The organism is Fructobacillus pseudoficulneus (assembly GCF_900108455.1).
Lineage (GTDB): Bacteria > Bacillota > Bacilli > Lactobacillales > Lactobacillaceae > Fructobacillus > Fructobacillus pseudoficulneus.
The window spans coordinates 26335-45638 of record NZ_FNWS01000001.1 but is presented as its reverse complement, the minus strand read 5'-3'; the positions used below and the strand labels follow the sequence as shown (position 1 = coordinate 45638).

The window sequence follows — 19304 nt, the reverse complement described above, 5'->3', positions numbered from 1 at the left end:
AATTTGGAATAGGGTTCTTTTGGTGAAATAAGCATTTTTAAATTTTTTAGCCCTTACCATCCTGGAAAGCGGCGTAGAGAGTCATCCCCCCATCGACAAAGAGCGTTGTTCCCGTGACGTATTTGGCCTGGTCGGAAGCCAACCAAACGGCGGCATCAGCGACGTCTTCTGGATCACCAATCCGTTGCATTGGAATCATCGACTGTGTTTCCGCGTATTGCTTTGGATCAGCGAACTTTTTGGCATTGATTGGCGTGTTGATGGCTCCTGGGGCAATGTTATTGGCGCGAATGTTCTTTGGCGCGTATTCCATCGCAATTGTTTCAGTAAACAATTTGACACCACCCTTAGCGGTTGCGTAAGAAGAAAAAGTAGGCCACGGGATTTGCTGGTGGACGGATGACATGTTAATGATATTACCGGTCTTATTGTTGTCCAACCAGTAGTTTAGGGCTTCTTTGGCACCAAGAAAGACACCAGTCATGTTAATGCTAATGACCTTGTTCCATTCCTCCAAAGAAATTTGATGAGTCGGCGTTTGAATTTCCATGCCGGCGTTGTTAACCCAGACATCTAAGCCGCCAAAGTTGCTAACGGCTGCTTCGAGCAAAGCTTTCACACCAGCTTCAGTCGAAACGTCTGCTTGAACTGCGACGGCATCACCACCATTTTGACGGATTTCGTCAACTGCTTTTTGGGCCCCAGCTTCATCGGAGTGATAGTTAATGACTACGTTCATTTTTTCTTGGGCAAAGCGTAGCGCGATGGCGTTACCGATTCCCTTTGAACCACCGGTAATGACGGCGACTTTTTGGTTAAGATCTGCAAACATAACTTTCTCCTTTTTCAAACAATCAAAATGATACAAAAAAACAGCAAGTGCCTTACTTGCTGTCTACTGTAAACTTTTTTAAATTATTTGGCAAATTACTTGTTTTGCCGGCGGTACTGAACCGCGGTCACGCCAACCTGTTGCTTGAACACCGTGTTGAAGTAGGAAAGGTTTGGGATGCCGACTTTCAAGCCGACTAGGGCGACGGAATCCTTACCATCGCGCAAGAGCTTTTTAGCGTGGAACATTCGAACCCGTAACAAGTAGTTTTGGGGCGTTTCGTCAGCAATCGTCATAAAGGCCCGGTGCAAAATACCAGAAGAGATATGAAAGTCTTCACTTAAGGAGTCCAAGGTAATCCGGTTCTTGTAGTGGGCGGCAATGTATTCTTTCACCTGGAAGACGAGCTCGGCCTTATCAGAAATCTCACCAAATGGTTGGCACTCACTGCAAGGTTTGAAACCTTCAAAGAGGGCTTCGTCGTCCGTTTTGAAAATGCGGATGTCATCCGGGTTGGTTTCTTTACCGTGGATACAAGAGGGGGAGCAAACGCGGTGGTCGGTGGCTACACCATAAATAAAGCTGCCGTTATAACTTTTATCTTGATCATGAATGGCTTGCCAGCGTTTTTTGGTTAGTGAGTACATTAGGTCTACCTCCTCCTGCTATTTTTTAAGACTGTTACCAGTACTTGGAATCAATTAATAAACAGCTTAACACAAATTGGTCTATTTGACTATTACTGTTATTTTACAAAGACGCTGTTTTGTAATTTTGTCTCAAATTTAGTAAAATAAGTGGGTAGAAAACTGCTTTGTTGCAGATGGAAAGGCATACAATTTTGACAAATTATGCAGAAGAAATGATGGCCGCAATTCGCCTTGGCCAGTTGGACCAGGCGCAAGCTGCTTTTAAAAAGTCATTGGCCAATGATGACGATGATTTAATTTATTCACTTGCTGAAGACCTCTATGCGATTGGCTTTGTGGCCGAATCAAAGGAGGCCTACCTTCATTTGGCTAAAAAGTATCCCGATGAAGGGGACTTGAAAACGGCCCTGGCTGAATTAGCAATTGAAGAAAATGACCTTGATTTGGCGCAAGATTATTTGGCTCAGGTGCCAGAAGATTCACCAGCTTACTTACAAGCCTTGATGGTCAAGGCTGATTTGTACCAATCCGAAGGGTTAATGGAATCGGCTGAACATGCCTTAAACCAAGCTTATGCATTGGCGCCTGAAGAGCCAGTGGTTGTTTTTGCCTTGGCCGAGTTTTATTTTGCGACTGGCCAATACCACCAAGCAATTCGCCAATACCGGGCCTTGTTGCTGCAAGGTGAACGCCGGATTGCCAAGGTCGATGTTGCGGCTCGAATTGGAACGGCTTATGCTGCGATTGGTAACGTCGATAATGCCATTGCCTATTTGGAACAAATCAAGCCAATTGACTTAACGATTGACACCAAGTTCCAGCTGGCCTTCTTATACACTGAGAAAAAAGCCGACGACGATGCCTTGCCATTGTTTCAAGACATCCTGGAGGCTGACCCCCAATACACTTCGGTCTACCCACTGTTGGGTCAGCTTTATGAACGGATTCATAACGATGCGGAAGCCGTTAAAACTTATCAGTTGGGGCTTTCATATGATCAAACCAATCCAATTTTGTACCGTTTAGCCGGCTTATTGCTCTTCAAATTAGATGAGCTCGACCAGGCTAAGGATTATTTCCAAAAGGCCTTGGCCTTGGACGACCAAGACTTGGCTACTTATTCGGCCTTAGCCGACTTGAACTTGGCTGCCCACGATTACCAGGCGGTGATCGATACGATTACCGCCGCCAACGACCGGGACTTAGTCGACCCACGCTTTAGTTGGGACCTTGCTCGGGCCTACCATGCCTTAGAAAATGAAGATAAGGCTCGCGAAAACTGGCTGATTGCGGCCGAAGATTATCCGGCAGATGGTGACTTCTGGCATGACTTGGCCGATTGGTATCACGAAATTGGTCAACGGGATAATGAAAGGGCAGCCTTACGAAAAGCGGTTGACCTTGATCCCGATAACTTTGAATTAGCAGAGCGACTAGCTGATTTGGAATTGGATTAATTCACTTCAATATGGACAATCCACGTGCATTCTAAGCTAAATCTTGCTAAGATTAAGGGGATTAAAAGATGATAAGGAGTGGCCAATGAAGCTTGAATTGCTACCAAGTGAATTAACATCCGCCAAGCCGGTTTTAAATCAAATTAACCAGGCTGGTTTTCAGGCATACTTTGTTGGTGGCTGTGTTCGTGACATTATTTTAGAAAAGCCAATCCATGATGTCGATATTGCTTCTTCGGCCTATCCAGAAGAAATTAAACAAATTTTCAAAAAAACAGTTGATACCGGGATTCAACATGGCACCGTGATGGTCTTAGACCATGGCCATGGCTATGAAATTACTACTTTTCGAACGGAATCAACCTACACAGACTTTCGTCGGCCAGACCAGGTGACCTTTGTGCGGTCTTTGAGTGAAGACTTAAAACGACGGGATTTCACTATTAATGCCTTTGCCTTGCAGGCGGACGGTCAGGTAATCGATTATTTTGATGGCTTAACCGATTTGTCCAAGCGGCAAATTCGGGCGGTCGGGCAGGCAACGGAACGCTTTACCGAAGATGCCTTACGGATGATGCGGGCGTTGCGTTTTTCAGCCCAGCTTGACTTTGCAATTGAAGATGAAACCTTCCAGGCCTTAGTTGCCTTGGGGCCCAATTTGGCAAAGATTGCCGTTGAACGGATTCAAGTTGAATTTGAAAAGATGCTGCAAGGGATTGCGGCGGGGCCGGCCTTGCGTCATCTAATTCGTGGTCAACTCTTGCCGTATTTGCCGGGGAAGACCGGTCGGGTGACGGACGATTACCTGGCGAAGGTAGCGTTGCAATTAGAAAAACAGCAGCCGCAAACCGAAGCAACCGTTTGGACCCTGTATTTGGGCCAACTGGCTTTGGCCAAGGACGACCTCCAAGATGAGCTGCGTCAATGGAAGTTATCACGAAACGTGATGCAGACGGTAACGGCGTTGTCGCCACTGCTGGCCAACCCTGAAGCAATCGATCAGTGGGCCATTTATGAACACCACCAGGACTTTGAAACTTTGATGGAAACGTTGGCCATCATGGGCACTTCAGCTGAGTGCTTAGAGCGAATTAACCGTTTGCATGCTGAATTACCAGTCTACAGTGCTAAGGAATTAGCCTTGTCTGGTGGTGACTTGATTCAGGCCGGCTTGGCCACTCCAGGACCGGCCTTGGGTCAATACCTCCACGCCTTGGAGCGGGCGGTGGTTCTGGGTGAAGTCGCCAATACAAAAGAAGCAATTACAGTCTTTATTAAGGAGTTGGCAGATGGCCACAGTTAGAATGGTATGGGCAGAAGATGATCGCGGTGCGATTGGTAAAGATGGGACTTTGCCGTGGCACATTCCCTCAGATTTAGCTCATTTTAAAGAGCAAACGCTGAATTCCACGATGGTGATGGGTCGGTCAACTTGGGAAAGTATCGGCCGCCCTTTGCCAAAGCGACACTCCGTGGTTTTGACCCGGCAAACGGATTTTGATCCTGGCTTTGCCGAGGTGACGGTGGTACATTCGCTGGAGGACCTGGAAGCGTTGATGCAAGACGAACTAGCAGCCGGCCGTTTGGTAACCGTTGCCGGTGGGGCTCAGCTGTACAAGCAATTAATGCCAATGGCCACCGAGCTATCCGTGACAAAGGTTCAAGGCGACTTTGATGGGGATACCTTTATGGAACCGGTCAATGACCAGGATTTTGACCTAGTTGACCAACGGACAGCCAGTGACGGTGACTACCAATTAGAATTTTTAACTTACAAACGTCAATAATGTAAATGATGAGGAGACTTGTTTTATGGCTAAAGTACAAATCGTAACTGATTCAGCCGCAAAGTTTACACCAGCAGAAATTGAAGAATACGGTATCAAAGTGGTACCGTTGTCTGTGCAAATCGATGGGACCATCTACCAGGATGGGATTACCATTTCAGCAGAAGAATTCCTAGAAAAAATGCAAGCAAGTGATAATTTGCCACACACGTCACAGCCTTCAATTGGGACCTTCAAAGAAGTTTATGACGAATGTTATGCTGAAGACCCGGAAGCCTCTGTCTTGTCTTTGCACCTGTCATCGGGTCTTTCTGGAACAGTCAATGCCGCTAACCAAGCCAATGCACTAACCAAGGCTGACGTGCATGCCTTTGACACTTTGAGTGCTGACCGGTCAGAAGCCTTTGTTGTTTTGGCGGCCGCTCGAGCAGCTAAAGCTGGTAAAAGCTTGGAAGAAGTCATCCGTGTTGCTGAACAAGCCCGTGATGAAACCTATATTTATTTGTCATTCCGCTCACTGGACAACATGGTTGCCGGTGGCCGCTTGTCAAAGACACAGGGTTTGATTGGAAACCTGTTAAATATTAAAGTCGGTGCGAAAGTCGATGAAGAGGGTAAGGTCGATGTTGTGGTGAAAGGCCGCGGCTTGAAAACCATTAAAGCCTTTAACGACGATGTCATTGAAAAGATGAAGTCCTTTTCAACGATGAAATCAATTGGTGTCACTTACACGGGTATTACAGACGAAGCCGAAGCGATGGCGAAACGGTTGAACGAAATTTGGCCAGACATTGATATTTTGGTTTCAGTCGCAACACCAATCATTTCAACGCACACTGGAATGGGTGCGTTAGCAATTCTATTTGAAGCCGAATAAAGGAGAGTTGAGCAGTTGATGAAAAAGCATAAAGTTTTGTGGTTGAGCATTGCCGGGATTATTTTAGTGCCGGCTCTAATCGTGGGTGGCTATACGGCCTATTTAGCTCTGGCCCCAACTAAAACTGAATTTCAAGGAACTGCTCATGCTAATAAGGTTTTGTCACAGAGTTCGCTGACCAAGGACCAATTTAATGAATTGGTGCAAAAGCATTTGGCGAATACAAACTATGCTGTCAAGCTCTCAGGCAATAACGTCGTTGCTAGCGGGACGGCCATGGACGGTAATGTTAGTGCTAAACTAACGATGACGCCAACGGTCACGAAGGACGGTAATGTCATCATGTCCGTCAAGAAGGCGGTGGTAAATGGTACGACCGTTCCCGGACAGGTTGCGCTTGGTTATTTGAAAAAAATCACAACCCTGCCTGCCGGTGTGACCGTTCAACCTGATAAGTCTCAAATTGCCCTTGATGTGAATCGATTAACGGATGATGGCACCTCTGCCTATAAGGTTGATCAAATTAACATTGCCAAGGGAATCTTTAATTTTTCAGAGGTAGCATCCGATGCCCAGTAAGTCACGTACATTTTATGGTTGGTTAATGACCAACCGCAACCCAGTCGCAGCTGATGAAATTCAACAGTTTGCCAATAATGCTTTTTTGGATCAAAGCTTTCCAAAGCAGGCAACTGACTTCGATGAGCTGTCAAATTATTTAGAAGGATCGGCTAGTTATTTGATGTCGATGACGATTTTTGACGAGGCTTGGTCACAATACCAGGCTTCACGGTAATAAACAGAAAAGAGGCACCATGGGTCAACTTATCCAATGGTATCCTGGTCATATGGCCAAGGCCTTCCGCTTAATGCGGGAAAATTTAAACTTAGTTGATATTGTCTTTGAGCTGGTGGATGCGCGTTTGCCGGCATCATCACGCAACCCAGAGGTTGATAAACTAATCGGCGATAAGCCACGGCTCTTAATTTTGACCAAGGCCGACCTGGCCGACCCCAAGCAAACTCGGGCCTGGAAAGAGCATTTTGAGGCCCAGGGACTGCATGTGGTGGTCTTAGATACTAGGAGCCCCAAGACGCCACAAATCATGACCAAGGCCGCTAAAACGGTCTTAGCCGATAAGATTGAGGCCCAGGCCAAGAAGGGGATTGAAAACCGCCCAATTCGGGCCATGCTGGCTGGTATTCCAAACGTCGGCAAGTCGACGCTTTTGAACCACCTGGTCCAAAAAAACGTCGCTCCCACGGCCAATAAGCCCGGTGTGACCAAGAAGATTGCCTGGTTGAAAACACCAGCTGGCTTGGAAATTCTCGATTCACCCGGGGTTTTGTGGCCTAAGTTTGAAGACCAGCAAATTGGCTTACGCCTTGCCTTGAGTGGGGCGGTGAAAGATACGCTCTTTGCGAAGGACGATGCTGTCTTAACGTTGTTGGACTTTTTCCGTCATTATCATCCCGAGGCCATCATCGACCGTTACCATTTGGCCGATAATGCCTTTGATCAGAGTGATGTGGACCTGTTGTTGGCGATTACGGCCAAATTAGGTTTCAAAGATGACTATGACAAGGCGGCAGTCCGTATCCTAAATGATTTGCGGCAAGGGAAGCTGGGCACTTATACATTGGACTTAATCGATGACTGAAACGATTGCACAAATTAAGCAGGCGTTAAAGACGGCAGCGGCTGATGATGTTCGTTTAGCAAACTGGCGGCAAGATGACCGCCAGGGCGTTCAACAGGCACTGGCTGCCTTTGATCGCCGTCAAATTAAGTTAGCCGAGCAAAAGGCGGCTTTTTTGTCTCGTTTCAGTGAGGAACGGCCACTCTGGCAGCAGGGCTTTTCGGCTATTGCTGGCGTTGATGAGGTTGGTCGGGGGCCCTTGGCTGGTCCGGTGGTGGCTGCGGCCGTCATCTTACCCAAGGACTTCGACCAGTATGGCGTGATTGATTCAAAGCAGGTTAGCCCAAAGCACCGCCAGGAATATGTGCAGGCAATCCGGGATGAAGCCGTGGCTTATGGTATTGGCGTGGTATCGGCTGAAGTAATTGATGAAGTCAATATCTATCAGGCCAGTCGTCTGGCGATGAAAGAAGCAGTCGAAAACTTGCAACCGATGGCCGACTATTTGCTGGTCGATGCCATGCAGATTGACGTTGACTTGCCGCAGCAATCTCTGATTAAGGGGGATGCCCGGTCAAATTCAATTGGGGCGGCCAGTATTTTGGCCAAGGTGACCCGAGATGAGATGATGGTCGCCTATGACCAGGAATATCCGGGTTATGACTTTGCTCATAATGCTGGGTACGGTACCGCCAAGCATTTGGCTGGCCTGAAAGAACTGGGACCAAGCCCAATTCATCGCAAGACCTTTGAGCCCGTCAAACAATATTTACAATAGGATTGGCAAATGGGGCACAGGCTTGTGGCTCATTTTTACTAAACTGGCGTGAGTCAGGCATACATAGCATTTTGCAGCATGGAAGGGATAGGGAATTGCTTATGACAGCAATTAAATTAAGCCCCCGCTTACAAGCGGTGGCTAACTTAGTACCAAAGGGAAGTCGTATGGCGGATATTGGCTCAGACCATGCCTATTTGCCGGCAGCATTGTTGCAGGCTGGCCAGATTGACTTTGCCGTGGTTGGCGAAGTAGCCGAGGGCCCCTTACAAAACGCCGAACATACGGTCAAAAGCCAGGGGCTGACTGATCAGGTCGTCTGCCGCTTAGCAGATGGCCTCGCTGCCATTGAAGCAAGCGATGCCGTTGACACGGTTGTGATTGCTGGGATGGGTGGTCTCTTGATTGAAAAGATCTTAACGGCGGGCGTTCCTGCAGCCAAATTTTCACGGTTGATTTTGCAGCCAAACACTGATCAAGCGGCCGTGCGGGCCTGGCTAGTGGGACACCATTATAAGATTAGTCATGAAGAAATTGTCCAAGAAGGGCGCCACCGCTACGAGATGCTGGTGGCGGAACCGGGAGAAGAGCAGCTGACAGCGGCCCAGATTACCTTCGGTCCACATTTGTTGAAGGACCAAGACCCGGTTTTCCTGACAAAGTGGCAATTAGAATACGAGCGAATTAACGGCGTCTTAGACCGCTTAGCGGCCGCTGGGCAAGAGGCCAGTGACAAGTACCAAAAGCTGCAAGCACAGGCCAAGCAAATCCAAGAGGAGGTCTTTCATGGTAAAAGCACAAGCAATCATTGATCAGATTGAGGCCTTTGCGCCGAAGGCGTTGGCTGAAGAGGGCGACCCCACCGGTTTGCAAATTGGGGATGCCAACCAGGAAATTCACCGGGTGTTAACGACGCTCGATGTCCGTCCGGAAGTGATTCAAGAAGCGATTGATTTGGGGGCGGACTTTATTTGGGCCCACCACGAAGCTATGTTTCGGCCTGCTAAGAACCTCGACTTGGCGGACCCACAAAATCGGATGTATGCGACGGCCATCCAGCATAACATCGTCATTTATGCCTCACACACGAACTTGGATGCGGCGGCCGGTGGCTTAAACGATTGGCTTTGTGTGGCCTTTGGCATCCAACAGGCGGTGCCACTCTTAGCAAATGCGGATGGTCACAGTGGCCTGGGGCGGATTGGGACTTTGGCGCAGCCAATGACCATGGTTGACTTTGCCAAGCAGGTGAAGGAAGTTTGCCAGGTGGCGAACGTTCGGCTAATTGCTAACAATTCTAATAAAACGATACAAAGGGTTGCGGTTCTAGGCGGTGATGGCGGAAAATACTGGAAAAAAGCCCAATCTGACGGGGCTGACCTTTACTTGACCGCTGATTTGTACTACCATGTTGGTCATGATATTCTTGCAGCTGACTTTGCTGTCTTAGATCCCGATCACCACATGGAAGCCTTGGCGAAAGAGCCGATGGCCCAGAAGGTGCGGGAGTGGTTTGAGACTTTGCCGGTCTCTGCAAGTCAAATTAATACTGATCCCTACACCTATCTTTAGGTCTGTTTGCAAGCAGGAGGTTTTGCATGTCTGAGAAGTACCCACAGTTAGTGTCTCGTTTCTTACGTTATGTTAAAGTTGATACCCGGTCTGATGAAGACAGTCAAACGGTACCATCATCACCCAAGGAAGTTCAGTTTTTGAAGGACTTAGCGGTTGAATTAAAGGAAGTCGGTTTAGAGAACGTCCGCACCATGAAGGACGGTTATCTCTTTGCTGAATTGCCTTCTAATTTACCGGATGGTCAAGGAACAAAGGTCGGCTTCATCTCACACGTTGACACGGCTGACTTTGAAAGTGAACATGTTAACCCGCAAGAAGTGGATAATTACGATGGGCACTCCGTTTTGGAATTGGGTACTTCAGGATTTAAGTTGGACCCAGCCGTCTTCCCAAATTTGAAGAACTATCAGGGCCACGACTTGATTACGACTGATGGAACGACTTTGCTTGGTTCCGATGACAAATCCGGTGTGGCTGAAATCGTTTCATTAATCGAATACTTGATTGCCCATCCAGAAATTAAGCACGGTCCTGTTCGGGTTGCCTTTGGCCCTGATGAAGAAATCGGTATTGGTGCAAACAACTTTGATGTGGCTGCTTTTGATGCCGACTTTGCCTACACGGTTGATGGTGGACCATTGGGCGAATTGGAATGGGAGACGTTTAACGCCGCCCAAGCAGAGATTGTGATTACTGGACAAAACGTGCACCCTGGAACAGCCAAGGGTGCGATGGTCAACGCCTTGCAAGTTGCGATTGATTTTCACAATGCCTTGCCGGAACATGATCGACCAGAAAAGACAGAGGGGCGGGAAGGCTTCTATCACCTGATTGATATGGCTGGAACCCCTGAAGAAGCTAAGTTAACTTACATTATCCGTGACCATGACCATGACACGTTTGAAAATCGTAAGGCAACGATGACGCAAATTGCTGATCAGTTGAACAAGGACTTGCACAAGGACCGAGTTGCTTTGACGCTGAAGGATCAGTACTACAACATGGGGGATGTCTTAAAGGATCACCAAGAGGTTGTGGACTATGCTGAAGAAGCGATGACTGATTTGGGCATTAAGCCAATTACAGACCCTGCCCGTGGCGGAACCGATGGTTCTAAGATTACCTTCTTAGGTTTGCCAACACCAAACCTCTTTGCTGGTGGCGAAAACATGCACGGTCGCTATGAATTTGTCTCAAAGCAAGTCATGGAACAAGCAACGGATGTTTTGCTTGGTATTTTACAAAAGGCTGCTAAGTAAAATCATTATTATTTATCATCAAAAAAAAGACCAAACGCTTTCAAACGTTTGGTCTTTTTGATTTGGTTATGAAATTTTAGCTGTTGGCTTCTTCTTTTTCATCTGCCGATGAGCCAGACACAGCAGGAATCAAGATGAAAGCAGCTTCACCAACAATAATCGTTACAAGGGCTGTTACACCTGGGTTAAAAGTTACACCAGTCATTTGTCCAACCAAGTAACCGAGCACTTCACCAAAAAGTGCACACCAGATAGCGACATTAATATAGCGCATGTTTCCACTTCCTTTTTTATTTACCCACTATAATACGCCCCTTTTTAGAATTCGCAAGGGGATTGGGCCGAATTTGCCCGGACAATTTGCCGGATTTGTTGTTTAGTGTTGGTCTAGGCAGGGCTGTTGACATTTTTCGGAAAGGCAAACAAATTTTCGGTATAATGTTTTATAGAAAGAATTTCGAATTGGAGGACTGCATGTACGCACCATTACAAATCAAAAGTGCTTATTCACTGCTACAAAGCCCCAATTCTGTTGAACAAATTGTGGCCGTGGCCAAAGACCGGGGCTACCAGGCGGTTTCCTTAGCCGAACAAAACGTCTTATATGGCCTGGTTAGTTTTTATAAGGCCGCCAAAAAGGCCGACATCAAGCCAATTTTTTCGTTGACTCTTCAAGTGAACGGTTTGGTTAATTTGGCAACTGCTTTTCCAATTCTCTTAACTGCCAAAAACCAAGTTGGCTATCAAAACCTAGTTTACCTGTCTTCCAAAAAGATGCGGTCACCAGAAGACCCCTTTGAATTTACCAGCCTGAAAGGGCATTTAGAGGGGCTAGCGTTGACTTTGACGCCACAGTCAGAACTGGGTCAGTTAATTATTGGCCAGGATGGTGCGGCGGCGGACTATTTGGACCGACTGCAAGACCAAAGTGGCGTTGAAGAACTGTATTTGGGAATCAACCCGCTAATCTCACAGGGCCACCAGGAAAGTCTGGTGGCCTTTGCGACCGCTCGTCAGCTTTCCTTGATTGCCTGGGACCAGGTTGATTATTTGGATGAGGGGGACGCCTTTAGTACGCAGGTCTTGCGGGCAATTGACCAGGGAACGAAATTAACCGACTTGGACCTTTTGTCACGAGAAAAAGGTGCCTATTACCTATGGCAAGCAGAAGATGTTGCGGCAGCTTACCAGGCCAATCCGGCGTTGGCAGGGGCGTATGCTAACAATGAGCGCTTAGTTGACGAGGCCAACGTTGAGTTGACCTTTAAGGCGCCGGCTTTACCGGTTTTTCAGCAAGATTCCGGTTTAGATTCAAAGACTTATTTAACTAAGCTGTCCGAAGCTGGTTTGAAACGGCGCTTAGCCGGCCTCACCGTTGATCAACAGCGCTATCAGGAACGCTTAGCCCATGAATTAAAGGTCATCATCGACTTGGGCTTTGCTGATTACTTCTTGATTGTTTGGGATATTTTAAAATATGCCCATGATGAACATGTCCAAACGGGAGCGGGCCGTGGTTCGGCCGCTGGCTCTCTAGTCGCTTATACCCTGGGGATTACGAGCGTTGACCCCATTGCGGAAGGGTTACTCTTTGAGCGGTTCTTAAATCCGGACCGGGCGCAGATGCCTGATATCGATATCGACTGGCCCGATGACCGTCGTGATGATGTTTTGACGTATTTGCACGACAAATACGGCCAGGAATCCTTTGCTCAAATTATTACTTTTGGAACCTTAGCGGCTAAGCAGGCTCTGCGTGATACCGCCCGGGTCTTTGGCCTGGATGCAAAGGAACAAAAGAAATTGTCTGATGGCGTTCCAGCCGGAAAAAACGGTCGTAAGGTCAGCCTACAGGAAGCTTGGCAAGCGCCAGACGGTCGATTAAAGAAGGCAATTGATCGAGTTGAATTTGGTTCTTTGCTGATGAAAACGGCCTTGTCATTAGAAAACTTACCCAGAAATTATTCAACCCATGCTGCTGGAATTGTGATTTCAGACCGGCCGTTGGTCGAAACCCTGCCGGTTCAGGTTGGAAACGACGGCTATTTGTTAACGCAAGTTGAAAAGGGGCCGGTTGAAGAATTAGGTCTGCTCAAAATTGATATTTTGGGGTTGACCAATTTAAAGATTTTGGCGCAAGCAATCGACTTTGCTCAGGGTGAGTTACCTGATAATTTTGATATCAAAAAGATTTCCCTACAAGACGAGGCAACCTTAGACCTATTTGCTAAGGGCCAAACGACTGGTATTTTTCAATTTGAATCAGCCGGGATAAAAAATGTTTTGAAGCGGTTGCGAGTTGATGACTTTCATCTGATTGTGGCGGCGACCGCGCTGTACCGGCCCGGCCCAAGTCAGCATATTGATACCTTTATCAAACGGCGACTGCAGCAAGAGCCCACTCCAAAGATTGATCCGGTGGTGGACCACATTTTGTCCGAAACTTACGGGATTTTGGTCTATCAGGAGCAAGTTATGCGGGTGGCGGCAGCTTATGCCGGTTTCTCGTTGGCTCAAGCCGACTTCTTACGGTCAGCAATGTCTAAGAAGAAGCTGGACCAGATGGCCTCGCTGAAAACCGCCTTCCTGCAGGGAGCAGTGGCGCAGGGGCATCCAAAGGACCAGGCCGAAAAACTTTTTGCCTATATTGATCAATTCGCCAACTATGGCTTTAACAAGTCGCATGCGGTGGCCTATAGCCAATTATCTTATCAGTTAGCTTACATGAAGGCCCATTATCCATTGGCCTTTTATACGGCCTTACTGAACGCTCACCAGGGTGGGGTTGAAAAGGCACAGGGCTACTTACTGGAAGCGAAAAAGCTTGGTATCAAGGTTTTGCCACCCGACGTGAATCGGTCGGCAAGGCTGTGGTCGATTCAGGATGACGCATTGGTCATGGGACTAGACAACATTAGCGGCCTTCAAACTGCCTTTGTCACGACCGTGCTAGAAGCCCGTGACCAGGTTGCTGGTTTTGATTCCTTGCAAGACCTGGTTAAAGCCTTGCCGGATAAGTTTCGGGACGAAAAGTTCTTGAACCAGTTGGCCTATGCGGGTGCATTGGATCATTTTGGTTACAACCGCGCGGAGCTGTTGGAAAACATTCCCGATTTGATTAACGCGGCCGCCTTTGGCGATTTAGTTTTGGCAGAAACCAAGGTTAAAAAGCGGGCTGATTTGTCACTCGTGGAAAGACTGCAAAAGGAAAAAGAAGCGCTTGGCTTTAATCTGTCAGGTCACCCAACGGAGGCCTTTCAGGCCGAATTTGATAGTGGGCGAGTTCATCCGATTGTTGATTTGGCGGAGGGACAAAATGTTAAAATTCTTGGCATGATTAAGGGTGTGAAAGCCATTAAGACCAAGAAGGGCGATGCGATGGCCTTTGTAACCGTAACTGATATGACCGGTTCGGTCGATGTGACGGTTTTCCCAAAGCTATTTGAACAAAAGCAGGCCAGTCTGAAAGCAGGTCGGTTGATTCGAATTGGCGGTAAGACAGAAGTGCGGCAGGGGTTGGCAGTGATTGCCAACTTTATTGAGGAACTTGATCCACGACAGGCGGTACCTACTTTACAAAACCAAGAAAAGGCCCACCCAGTCCATTCGCAAATAACTGCTGAAACGAACCAGTCAAAGGCCAGCCAAATTGGCACTTGGTTCTTGCGGCTTGACGAAGACCATGATCAAGAAGAAATTAAGCGAAAGCTTTGGCAAATCATGCAGGCCAATCCTGGACCATACCCAGTCATCTTGTATTGGCCAGCGACAAAAACCAGAAAATCGATGCCGGCTCAATTTAATTTGGCCGGACCAGACCAATTACAAAGTGGATTAGAACAAGTTTTGTCTAAGAAAAATGTTGTTTTCCGACAAAAAGACTAAATTGTGTCTTGTGAATTGGTTATAGAGTGTATTACAATATGCTAAGGAAGTTGTTTAGAGGCAACTCACCAAGATATCAAAGGAGCTATTTACCCATGAAAAAGACGAAGATCGTCTCAACACTTGGTCCATCATCATCTGATGTGGACACAATTGTGAAGTTAATCGAAGCTGGTGCTAACGTATTCCGTTTCAACTTCTCACACGGTGATCACGAAGAACATTTGGGCCGTATGCAAGCAGTTGCAGAAGCCGAAAAGATTACTGGCAAGACTGTTGGTCGTTTGCTTGATACAAAGGGTGCGGAAATCCGTACTACTAAGCAAGCTGATGGTAAGATTCAATTTGCGACTGGTGATGTTTTCCGTATCTCAATGGACGGCAGCATTGAAGGAACAAAGGAAAAGATTGCAGTTACTTACCCTGGATTGTTTGACGACGTTAAGGTCGGCGGACAAGTGCTCTTTGATGATGGTTTGTTAGCTACAACTGTCACTGAAAAAGACGAAGCAAACAAGGAATTGGTTGTTCGCGCAGAAAACCATGGTTTGTTGGGATCACGTAAGGGTGTTAACGCACCTGGTGTTTCAATCAACTTGCCAGGTATCACTGAAAAGGATGCCGATGACATCCGCTTTGGTTTGGACCACGAAATCAACTATATCGCTGCTTCATTCGTTCGTAAGCCAGAAGATGTTTTGGATATCCGTGCCTTGTTGAAGGAAAAGAACATGGAACACGTTCAAATCATCCCTAAGATTGAATCACAAGAAGGTATCGATAACTTGGATGCTATCTTGGAAGTTTCTGATGGTTTGATGGTTCCTCGTGGTGACATGGGTGTTGAAATTCCTGCCGAAAACGTTCCTTTGATTCAAAAGGAAATGATCGACAAGATGAACGTATTGGGCTTGCCAGTTATTACTGCTACTCAAATGCTTGACTCAATGGAAGAAAACCCACGTCCTACACGTGCCGAAGCTTCTGACGTTGCCAACGCTGTCTTTGATGGTACTGATGCAACGATGCTTTCTGGTGAATCAGCTAACGGTGAATACCCAGTTGAAGCTGTTGCAACAATGGCTGCTATTGATGAAAAGGCTGAATCAGCTTTGTCATTGTACAGCCGTCATGCAGATACATTCTACGGTGATGACGATGTTGAATCAGTTGCTTCAGCAGCTGCTCGTTTGTCAGACTCAGTTGAAGCTAAGGCAGTTGTTGTCTTGACTGAAACTGGTTACGCAGCTCGTATGGTTTCAAAGCACCGTCCAGCAGCAATGACAATTGCATTGACTAGCGCAGAACGTGTACAACGTGGTTTGACTTTGAACAACGGTATCTTGCCTGTATTGGCTGATACTCCTAAGTCAGTTGACGAATTGGTTGCTAAGGCCAAGGAAGTTGCTAAGGCTAAGGGATTGGCTGACACTGGTGACAAGATTGTTGTTGTTACTGTTGCACCAATTGACACTGCTAAGTCAGCAAACAACGTTTCTGTTGAAACACTATAATTTTTATCGAGAAAGTCCGACCCTGTCGGGCTTTTTTTGTTCTAAGTTGTGGTAAAATGAAGTAAGTTCAGTCCAAATGAGGTATGGGATTTTTGACAACTCAAACAGAAAAACTATTCACTTTTGAAAATATCGAACAACAGACTAAGCTAACCGGACCAAAGGACCAATTACTGGTCCTAATGGAAGAGGGCTTGTCCGTTAAAATGCTCGTTCGCGGCAACCAAGTTGCTGTTCAGGGTGATTCTAAACAAGCTTCATTGGCGCTCTCCGTTTTGGAGGCGTTGACACAATTAATTAAAAAACAAATTACCATCGGCCCAGCCGATGTTATTTCAGCGATGACCATGGCTAAACGGGGCACGTTGGATTACTTTGCTGACTTGTATAGCGAAAGCATCATCCGCGATAACAAGGGGCGGTCAATCCGAGTTAAAAACTACGGTCAGCGTCAATATGTCTCAGCCATTCGTAAGAATGATTTGACCTTTGGGATTGGTCCGGCCGGTACCGGAAAAACCTTCTTAGCGGTCGCGATGGCAATTTCAGCCTTGAAAAAGGGTGATGTAGAGCGGATCGTGATTACTCGTCCAGCCGTTGAAGCTGGTGAATCACTTGGTTTCTTGCCCGGTGATCTAAAGGAAAAGGTCGATCCTTATATGCGACCAATTTACGATGCGATGAATACACTCGTTGGTGCTGACCATGTTGCCCGGTTAATTGAACGTGGCGTTTTGGAAATTGCACCATTGGCTTACATGCGTGGTCGTACTTTGGATGATGCCTTCATCATCGTCGATGAGGCTCAAAACACGACTAATGCGCAGATGAAGATGATCCTGACCCGGTTGGGCTTTGGCTCCAAGATGGTAGTCAACGGGGACCCATCCCAAATTGATTTGCCACACGGTGTTCGTTCGGGACTAGTGGCTGCCCGCCGTATTTTACAGGATGTTAACCGGATTGCCTTCATTAACTTTGAAGCCGGTGACGTTGTCCGCCACCCAGTGGTCGGTCAAATTGTCTCTGCCTATGATGCTGCCGATAGTCGTTTGGCGGCCTTGAAGCAGGCACAGAAAGAAGCAAGTAATTAATGGATTTAGCAATAATTGATCAAACGGAAGCTGGCGTTTCACAGTTTCACAAGGACTTAGTTCAATATGTCCTTGACTATGCCGGTTCTTATTTGAACCTACCAGACAACACCGAAATGTCTGTTACCTTTATGAATAACGATGCTATTCAGGCTTATAATCGTGATTATCGCGGTCTTGATAAGCCAACGGATGTGATTTCATTTGCCATTGAAGAAGATGGTGATGACTTACCTGTCTTGCCTGATGAAGAGATGGATGAAGACATTGCAAAAAACATTGGCGACATCCTGGTTTCCGTTGATATTATTGAGAGCCAGGCGGAATACTTAGGCCACTCGTTTGAACGTGAACTTGGTTTCTTAGTCGTTCACGGTTTCCTCCACCTCAATGGTTATGACCACATGCTCGGTGAGGCCGAGGAGAAGGAAATGTTTGACTTACAAAGGAAGATACTCGATGACTACGGACTCACGCGATAATAACTTTATCCAGACAGCAGAGCCTGATTATAAAGAAAAGTCTGCCGTTGAAAAGTTGGCTGAGCAAAACAACGCTAAGGCGCCTACACAACGCAATAAGAACTTCTTTATTTCGCTTTACCATGCCTTGAAGGGAATCTTCTTGGTCGTGATTCGTGAGCGCAATATGCGTTTCCACTTGGCCTTTGCCTTCTTTGTTTTGGTAATTGGCCTGTACCTTGGCCTGAACCGATCTGAGTGGCTGTGGGTGGTAATCGCTGTCTTTTTGGCCGTTTATGGCGAGTTTTTAAATACAGTGGTGGAAGCGGTCGTCGATTTGGTGGTTGAACGTAAGTATCATCCATTGGCTGGCTTGGTCAAAGATGTTTCGGCCGGAATGGTGATTGTTGCTGTGACTGCTGAAATGCTGATCTTGGTCATTATTTTCCAGCCACATGTTTGGCATTACTTTGGTATTCAAACTGATCTTTCACGTTTCGTTCATCGTTTGAAAGGATAAACTTTATGACAAATCCAGGATTTAAATCAGGCTTTGTGGCCATTATTGGCCGGCCAAATGTTGGGAAGTCGACCTTGCTTAACCGCATCGTTGGCGAGAAAATTGCTATCATGTCCAACAAGGCCCAAACTACCCGGAATAAGATTCAGGGAATTTACACAACAAATGAGGCCCAGGTTGTCTTTATTGATACCCCCGGTGTTCATAAGCCACAAAACTCTTTGGGCGATTACATGGTTAAGTCAGCTTTTTCTGCCTTGCATGAAGCGGATGCCATTTGGTTTGTGGCCGATGCTAGCCAAAAGCGTGGCGGTGGTGACAACTACATCATCGATCGACTAAAAGAAGTCAAAAAGACGCCTTTATACTTGTTAATTAACAAGGTTGATTTGCTCGACAAAGAAGAATTGTTCTCAGTGATTCAGTCTTACCAGGAAGACGCACCGGAATGGAAGGAAATTTTCCCAATTTCGGCACGAGAAGGTGACAATGTTCCAGAATTGCTGGAAACAGTCATTGGTGACTTGGACGAGGGACCACAGTACTTTGACTCCGACCAGTTAACGGATCACCCAGAACGCTTCGTTATTTCAGAATTAATTCGAGAAAAAGTTCTGCAACTAACCAAGCAGGAAGTGCCGCACTCTGTGGCAGTAGTAATTGATAAGATTAGTGCTGACCCGGATGGTCTGGTTAGCATTCAGGCTTCTATCATCGTGGAACGCGCAAGCCAAAAGAATATTGTCATTGGGAAGCAAGGCCGAATGATTAAAGAAATTGGTACTCGAGCTCGTAAAGATATCGAGCGCTTGTTGGGGTCAAAAGTCTTTTTGGAAACTTGGGTGAAGGTAGAAGAACGTTGGCGTGACCGACCACAGGCCCTTCAGTCCTTTGGTTACCGCAAGGATGACTTCTAAAAGTTGATTGCCTTGATTGAACGCAACAAAACAAAACGACCATCAAATCGATGGCCGT

20 protein-coding genes are annotated in these 19304 nt (G+C 46.8%); 17 read left to right on the top strand and 3 right to left on the bottom strand.

Annotated features, from left to right (window positions below):
* Nucleotides 1–46 precede the first annotated feature (46 nt).
* Both BLW39_RS00240 and BLW39_RS00235 read right to left on the bottom strand, forming a co-directional pair.
* A complete protein-coding gene (locus tag BLW39_RS00240; protein ID WP_059375193.1) occupies nt 47–832 on the bottom strand; it encodes a glucose-1-dehydrogenase in 786 nt (261 codons plus the stop codon).
* Nucleotides 833–927: 95 nt separating this feature from the next.
* The gene (locus tag BLW39_RS00235; protein WP_059375192.1) at nt 928–1479 is read right to left on the bottom strand and encodes an Ada metal-binding domain-containing protein; all 552 of its coding nucleotides are present in this window, start codon (nt 1477–1479) and stop codon (nt 928–930) included.
* Nucleotides 1480–1670: 191 nt separating this feature from the next.
* On the opposite strand from BLW39_RS00235, the gene BLW39_RS00230 reads away from it, so the two are divergent.
* The 11 genes from BLW39_RS00230 to pepT all read left to right on the top strand — a co-directional run bounded on the left by BLW39_RS00230 (nt 1671) and on the right by pepT (nt 10855).
* Nucleotides 1671–2939 carry a tetratricopeptide repeat protein gene (locus tag BLW39_RS00230; RefSeq protein ID WP_059375277.1) on the top strand — a complete coding sequence of 423 codons (1269 nt, stop codon included), beginning with the start codon at nt 1671–1673 and terminating at the stop codon, nt 2937–2939.
* Nucleotides 2940–3024: 85 nt separating this feature from the next.
* Entirely contained in the window at nt 3025–4242 is a 1218-nt protein-coding gene (locus BLW39_RS00225) for a CCA tRNA nucleotidyltransferase (protein WP_059375191.1), read from the top strand.
* Entirely contained in the window at nt 4229–4726 is a 498-nt protein-coding gene (locus BLW39_RS00220) for a dihydrofolate reductase (RefSeq protein WP_059375189.1), read from the top strand. Before BLW39_RS00225 ends, BLW39_RS00220 begins: the two co-directional genes overlap by 14 nt.
* 25 nt (nt 4727–4751) lie before the next feature.
* Nucleotides 4752–5603, top strand: a complete 852-nt coding sequence (locus tag BLW39_RS00215; RefSeq protein ID WP_059375187.1) for a DegV family protein — start codon at nt 4752–4754, stop codon at nt 5601–5603.
* Nucleotides 5604–5621: 18 nt separating this feature from the next.
* Nucleotides 5622–6182: a DUF2140 family protein gene (locus BLW39_RS00210; RefSeq protein WP_059375182.1), complete on the top strand. Its 561-nt coding sequence runs from the start codon at nt 5622–5624 to the stop codon at nt 6180–6182.
* Nucleotides 6172–6399 carry a YozE family protein gene (locus tag BLW39_RS00205; protein ID WP_059375177.1) on the top strand — a complete coding sequence of 76 codons (228 nt, stop codon included), beginning with the start codon at nt 6172–6174 and terminating at the stop codon, nt 6397–6399. The genes BLW39_RS00210 and BLW39_RS00205 overlap by 11 nt, the downstream gene beginning before the upstream one ends.
* A gap of 19 nt (nt 6400–6418) precedes the next feature.
* A complete protein-coding gene (gene ylqF, locus BLW39_RS00200; RefSeq protein WP_059375174.1) occupies nt 6419–7264 on the top strand; it encodes a ribosome biogenesis GTPase YlqF in 846 nt (281 codons plus the stop codon).
* Nucleotides 7257–8021 carry a ribonuclease HII gene (locus BLW39_RS00195; RefSeq protein ID WP_059375171.1) on the top strand — a complete coding sequence of 255 codons (765 nt, stop codon included), beginning with the start codon at nt 7257–7259 and terminating at the stop codon, nt 8019–8021. The genes ylqF and BLW39_RS00195 overlap by 8 nt, the downstream gene beginning before the upstream one ends.
* A 101-nt stretch (nt 8022–8122) precedes the next feature.
* Nucleotides 8123–8833, top strand: a complete 711-nt coding sequence (locus BLW39_RS00190) for a tRNA (adenine(22)-N(1))-methyltransferase (RefSeq protein WP_059375168.1) — start codon at nt 8123–8125, stop codon at nt 8831–8833.
* Complete coding sequence (locus BLW39_RS00185) at nt 8808–9593, top strand: Nif3-like dinuclear metal center hexameric protein (protein ID WP_059375165.1); 786 nt, start codon at nt 8808–8810, stop codon at nt 9591–9593. The genes BLW39_RS00190 and BLW39_RS00185 overlap by 26 nt, the downstream gene beginning before the upstream one ends.
* A gap of 26 nt (nt 9594–9619) precedes the next feature.
* Nucleotides 9620–10855, top strand: a complete 1236-nt coding sequence (gene pepT / locus BLW39_RS00180) for a peptidase T (protein WP_059375162.1) — start codon at nt 9620–9622, stop codon at nt 10853–10855.
* Between the two features lie 76 nt (nt 10856–10931).
* Here pepT and BLW39_RS00175 read toward each other — a convergent pair whose 3' ends face one another.
* Nucleotides 10932–11129, bottom strand: a complete 198-nt coding sequence (locus BLW39_RS00175; protein WP_059375159.1) for a YjzD family protein — start codon at nt 11127–11129, stop codon at nt 10932–10934.
* A gap of 200 nt (nt 11130–11329) precedes the next feature.
* Between BLW39_RS00175 and BLW39_RS00170 the strand changes: the two genes are divergently transcribed.
* From BLW39_RS00170 to era, 6 genes are all read left to right on the top strand, one after another.
* Nucleotides 11330–14740 carry a DNA polymerase III subunit alpha gene (locus tag BLW39_RS00170; RefSeq protein ID WP_059375154.1) on the top strand — a complete coding sequence of 1137 codons (3411 nt, stop codon included), beginning with the start codon at nt 11330–11332 and terminating at the stop codon, nt 14738–14740.
* A gap of 95 nt (nt 14741–14835) precedes the next feature.
* Nucleotides 14836–16254 carry a pyruvate kinase gene (pyk, locus tag BLW39_RS00165; protein WP_059375151.1) on the top strand — a complete coding sequence of 473 codons (1419 nt, stop codon included), beginning with the start codon at nt 14836–14838 and terminating at the stop codon, nt 16252–16254.
* A 92-nt stretch (nt 16255–16346) separates the two neighbouring features.
* Nucleotides 16347–17348 (top strand): PhoH family protein, encoded by a 1002-nt coding sequence (locus tag BLW39_RS00160; RefSeq protein ID WP_114666311.1) that lies wholly within the window; start codon nt 16347–16349, stop codon nt 17346–17348.
* Nucleotides 17348–17830 (top strand): rRNA maturation RNase YbeY, encoded by a 483-nt coding sequence (gene ybeY / locus BLW39_RS00155; RefSeq protein WP_059375150.1) that lies wholly within the window; start codon nt 17348–17350, stop codon nt 17828–17830. Before BLW39_RS00160 ends, ybeY begins: the two co-directional genes overlap by 1 nt.
* Nucleotides 17808–18329 (top strand): diacylglycerol kinase family protein, encoded by a 522-nt coding sequence (locus BLW39_RS00150; RefSeq protein WP_059375146.1) that lies wholly within the window; start codon nt 17808–17810, stop codon nt 18327–18329. Before ybeY ends, BLW39_RS00150 begins: the two co-directional genes overlap by 23 nt.
* A 5-nt stretch (nt 18330–18334) precedes the next feature.
* Nucleotides 18335–19246, top strand: coding sequence for a GTPase Era (gene era / locus BLW39_RS00145; protein ID WP_059375143.1), 912 nt, complete (start codon nt 18335–18337; stop codon nt 19244–19246).
* Nucleotides 19247–19304 lie beyond the last annotated feature (58 nt).

Excerpts from the sequence above, each read along its gene's own strand:
- BLW39_RS00220 (WP_059375189.1), top strand. The coding sequence starts at position 4,229 with ATGGCCACAGTTAGAATGGTATGGGCAGAAGATGATCGCGGTGCGATT.
- pyk (WP_059375151.1), top strand. The coding sequence starts at position 14,836 with ATGAAAAAGACGAAGATCGTCTCAACACTTGGTCCATCATCATCTGAT.
- BLW39_RS00210 (WP_059375182.1), top strand. The coding sequence starts at position 5,622 with ATGAAAAAGCATAAAGTTTTGTGGTTGAGCATTGCCGGGATTATTTTA.
- BLW39_RS00190 (WP_059375168.1), top strand. The coding sequence starts at position 8,123 with ATGACAGCAATTAAATTAAGCCCCCGCTTACAAGCGGTGGCTAACTTA.
- BLW39_RS00225 (WP_059375191.1), top strand. The coding sequence starts at position 3,025 with ATGAAGCTTGAATTGCTACCAAGTGAATTAACATCCGCCAAGCCGGTT.
- BLW39_RS00240 (WP_059375193.1), bottom strand. The coding sequence starts at position 832 with ATGTTTGCAGATCTTAACCAAAAAGTCGCCGTCATTACCGGTGGTTCA.
- BLW39_RS00185 (WP_059375165.1), top strand. The coding sequence starts at position 8,808 with ATGGTAAAAGCACAAGCAATCATTGATCAGATTGAGGCCTTTGCGCCG.
- ylqF (WP_059375174.1), top strand. The coding sequence starts at position 6,419 with ATGGGTCAACTTATCCAATGGTATCCTGGTCATATGGCCAAGGCCTTC.
- ybeY (WP_059375150.1), top strand. The coding sequence starts at position 17,348 with ATGGATTTAGCAATAATTGATCAAACGGAAGCTGGCGTTTCACAGTTT.
- era (WP_059375143.1), top strand. The coding sequence starts at position 18,335 with ATGACAAATCCAGGATTTAAATCAGGCTTTGTGGCCATTATTGGCCGG.
- BLW39_RS00170 (WP_059375154.1), top strand. The coding sequence starts at position 11,330 with ATGTACGCACCATTACAAATCAAAAGTGCTTATTCACTGCTACAAAGC.
- pepT (WP_059375162.1), top strand. The coding sequence starts at position 9,620 with ATGTCTGAGAAGTACCCACAGTTAGTGTCTCGTTTCTTACGTTATGTT.
- BLW39_RS00150 (WP_059375146.1), top strand. The coding sequence starts at position 17,808 with ATGACTACGGACTCACGCGATAATAACTTTATCCAGACAGCAGAGCCT.
- BLW39_RS00195 (WP_059375171.1), top strand. The coding sequence starts at position 7,257 with ATGACTGAAACGATTGCACAAATTAAGCAGGCGTTAAAGACGGCAGCG.
- BLW39_RS00215 (WP_059375187.1), top strand. The coding sequence starts at position 4,752 with ATGGCTAAAGTACAAATCGTAACTGATTCAGCCGCAAAGTTTACACCA.
- BLW39_RS00205 (WP_059375177.1), top strand. The coding sequence starts at position 6,172 with ATGCCCAGTAAGTCACGTACATTTTATGGTTGGTTAATGACCAACCGC.
- BLW39_RS00235 (WP_059375192.1), bottom strand. The coding sequence starts at position 1,479 with ATGTACTCACTAACCAAAAAACGCTGGCAAGCCATTCATGATCAAGAT.
- BLW39_RS00175 (WP_059375159.1), bottom strand. The coding sequence starts at position 11,129 with ATGCGCTATATTAATGTCGCTATCTGGTGTGCACTTTTTGGTGAAGTG.